This window comes from Endozoicomonas sp. SESOKO3 (genome assembly GCF_024606255.1).
In genome coordinates this window covers 1-3,876 of record NZ_JAHHPR010000458.1, presented here as the reverse complement: position 1 = coordinate 3,876, position 3,876 = coordinate 1, and the positions used below count along the sequence as shown (strand labels likewise).

3 protein-coding genes are annotated in these 3,876 nt (G+C 41.8%); 2 read left to right on the top strand and 1 reads right to left on the bottom strand.

Going from position 1 to position 3,876, the window contains the following annotated elements:
• Window positions 1–731 (top strand): hypothetical protein (locus tag KDK18_RS07835; protein WP_257254347.1); only part of this gene is annotated, 731 nt, incomplete at its 5' end.
• A 329-nt stretch (window positions 732–1,060) separates the two neighbouring features.
• Window positions 1,061–3,001, top strand: coding sequence for a hypothetical protein (locus tag KDK18_RS07830; protein ID WP_257254346.1), 1,941 nt, complete (start codon window positions 1,061–1,063; stop codon window positions 2,999–3,001).
• Window positions 3,002–3,026: 25 nt separating this feature from the next.
• Here KDK18_RS07830 and KDK18_RS07825 read toward each other — a convergent pair.
• The coding region (locus KDK18_RS07825) for a hypothetical protein (RefSeq protein ID WP_257254345.1) at window positions 3,027–3,876 on the bottom strand (850 nt) is incomplete at its 5' end.

The following is a 3,876-nucleotide window of genomic DNA, read 5'->3' as shown; positions in this document are numbered from 1 at the left end:
AACATAAGGGTCAGTTTGAGTTTATTCCAACTCTGAAAACACCATCCCATATCGGCATTGTATACAGAGGCGATTCGAGACCTCCGGAAACCATCTTCAAAACAGGATTTAATCGAAAATCAGATGATTCGGATTCAATTAACGATAATGACTTCCTTGAAGCTTTGCTGAATACGAAATTGAGCCCCTATCATCTAACATATGGACTATGCATTGGCAACTGCCAATTGGTGAATGACTCACAAAATAACATCATCAATACCAGCCGCAACATTGCGGTCGCAACTTGGTTCCCATGGTTTTCATCGCAGCATGAGACGGACGACTTGCCTGAGCCTTGGGAGGAAGACAGCACCTATGTTTATCAGTGTTATGTCAATACCGGTATCGACATTTGCAAAACAGCTGCAGATCTGACGGGAGGGGGGCTACACACTACTTCTATCACGTCTGCAGAAGAAGTACTCACGACAGGCATACCTCCTGAACATATAGTGAGTTCATGGCCGGTTAAACGAACGGTCTTTGATGCCGGGCGTCATTATATGTACGGTTTAAAAACCAGAATTCAGGAAAAAATAGAAAACCCTCACACTGATCAATGTGTAAAAACATTTACAGAAGCATTTCGGCCACCTTTGGATCCAATACATCGTAACCATTCAATTTCGTTAAGCATAGGCGCACATTTTGGAATAGTTACTGACCAGGAGGATGATGAGCTGTCATGAGGGCATTGCTCATAAGCTACCTGACATGACCTGAGTACCAGGCTGGGATTAGCTCACTCCCTGATACCATCCTCATACAGACTTCGGAATTCCGGCGGGGAAATACCGAAGTCTGCCCTCACGAAAACCAGAACAGTTAATCCTTTGCTTATCATTGTTTAAAAAACATATGCAACAAAGGAACTTTACTGAAATAAAGCAATCTATACCTTCAATCAGACAAGAATTAATTGTTTTGTCCTGAACATGACGTTTATATATTAAGGAGAATCACGATGTCACTCCCTGTTTCCAATCATTGCGCCATAATCCATGGTGGATCTGGCACTGTGCCAGAACAATCCACAAAATTGGACAAGAAAAAACAATGGGGTCGCCGAGAAGTAAGAGAAAACGCCCCCCTCCAAAAAACCAGTAAGAAAAATACGGCTGCAATCCATGGCAAAAAATTCACTGCTATGTCGATAACAGAACGTTTTGTTTTTGCTCTTGGTCTTTTTTCAGGTTTACAGAGTGTGTCTGCAAAAGGCAATGGAAAAAGTGACACGTGCAGTATGGTATCCCCAACAACAGCTGAACTCAACACTTGCCCAAAAGCTGGCTTTTCAGAATGGGTCGCAAAATTACAGGAAACAGGCCGAAAAGATGATGCACAGAAGGCGTGTCTGGCAGATACGTGCTCAGCCCCCAAAGAAACCATCCACAAAAAAAAATCAGCGCCTGAAAGAGAAAGTCAGTCTCAATCCTGTCAGAAACCAACCCTGATGGAACAGATCGGTCCAGCGGACAGAATGACCGGTGTTTATAAAAAATCAGACGAGACCAGTCTGGTCCTTGGTATTAAGAACCCTGAAACAGTTCCTGTCATAAAAAAATATAAAGACCTCGTCCGTATGGAGTCCAAGGCGTTAGAGTTAAAAAAGATTCTGGAACAGACTAACCAATACATCAAAATACACAACAATGATTTCGGAATGCTTGTTTATGATCATAAGCAATTTACTGTTCTAAAAAAGTATGATCTCTTTCCTTTAAGCCCCTGCATGAAAGGCCTGTTTGATGAACTCGACAGCTACGATACGGCATTAAAAGAAATTTTCATGTATCAGAAAGAATCCGGAGATTATCAAGCCTATGCTAAAGAACTGGACGAATTAATAAAAGGACGCAGGACTGTATGTGTAGGCTTATTACGATCATTAAAAAGCAAATTTAATGATTTAGAAAGACAGACATCAACTGCATTAAAAGTTAATAGTGATCGCAAAAAAGAGGATATTCTGCAGCACAGAAAATACATTGATTCCCAGATTAAAAAATCAGAAGCCATTCTTAGCTCTGTAGAAATAAAAAAAATGTTCCGTCAATGCATGAAGGATCGTCAAGATTGCCTCAACGAGCAAAAGTGGACTGAAGCCAGGGAGCTTGCTGAAAGAGTCAGAGCCAGGAGAGAAGCAAACAAGAAAAGCTATGGTATGAAGTTACTTAATTTACTGTCTGTAACTTACTTAGTATCTTGTCTGAGCCTGATAGGTTCTTCGCTTGCATTGATTCCTTTGCCAAGAAAAATAACCCGTTACTTCGCCGCCAGAAAAAAAATAGACACTAGTCGCATATTAGAAAAAATAATCAGAACCGAGAAACTGAAGATGCCAGTGGACATCAAAAAATCTATGGATAAGTGCGACACTGCTGAAGACGCAGCGATTTCAAGCAAGACCAGCATCAAGTTGAATCTGTACCCCAACGACTGGGAACACGTGTCTTTACCAAACTATCATGACTTTAAGCAAATCAGGAAAAATAAGCGACCCAAACAAAATATTGGAGCAATAGCTAAAATCAAGGATATCGTTATGCCAAAAGACGAGCTGCCTGTGAGGCCGTGGAAAGAGGATATACCGATAAACCACCAATGCATCAGGCCAATTTACAAAAGAGGTTTTACCCCATCCGGTAAAGAAACGGATACAAAAAACATCGTTGCCTATGCCTATTTTGATCCTTCATCAGATGCAATCAAAAGTACAATATCCGATGATGCCATTGAAAAAATGCAAAGCATTCATGAAACAGGCCGTTATGCGCCCCATGAAAGAGGCGCTACAGGCTACAAATGCTTTAGATATAAGGATGTGCCATTGTGGGAGTTTAAAGTGGCTGGAGATGAACGGGTATACGGCTTAACGATTCAAGCAAATGAGGAAGGTAGACAAGCGGGTGTTGCTCCCCTGGTTATATTCGACACGATATTGAATAAGAAATTATAAGCGCCAACCGGCTCTTACATTGCACTTATTGCATTAATCCAGCATACAGTGAGTTACAAATCGAATTCAAATTCACGCTACTTGAAAACTCTATGGCAATTTCTGTCAACTCATCGGATTTGAGCACAAGCGCGTTACTGGCGTTGAATGCCTCCCGCAAGTAGGCATTATTAACAGATGTCTGAAACGCGTCAGGGTTATCAATTGCAGACATCATGGCATAAAGCTCCTCAGGCGAGGATGGATCATAAGCGCCACATCTGTCCCTGACCGTATCGTGAGCCTCAATGGAAGCACCAACCCAACAATACGTTAAGCAGCCGCCTTTCGAGTGCGTCACTTCATACAGGTAATGCGCGAAGGCTTGACGAATCGCCCGCTTGCATATGTCTTTTAAGTCCCGGAAAAGCTTTTGCTCCTCATGTGACAATTCAAGGCGATCAAGAATAGGTCCATATTCGTTTTTGATATCATTCTCATTTTTCTGTTCTTCTTTTTGAAATCGAGATCGCTGATGAGGAGGCAGTGATTTAACGTAGCCTGGAAGAGAATTGGTTCTATCCAATAATGTTCTTATCTCACAGATTCTCAGAGCATGGATGTATTCTTCATATTTTGCATCATATTGATTGGATTTTTCCATTAGGTACGTCAAGTCGAAGTTTTTCTCAACGCTTAGCTGAAACAGGGCCTCGGTCTTTTCATGAATCACTCCTTTATACCAGAAAGGTTTCCCCATGATAATCACCGGACGGTGGTTCGCTTTGCCCGAGGTTAACTGCTTAAATGCAGGATAGTGCACCAACATACGCTCTATATTCGGAATGCCCTCAGGTTGGTCCGTCCAGGCAGCTTGTATAGATGAGCGTTTAATT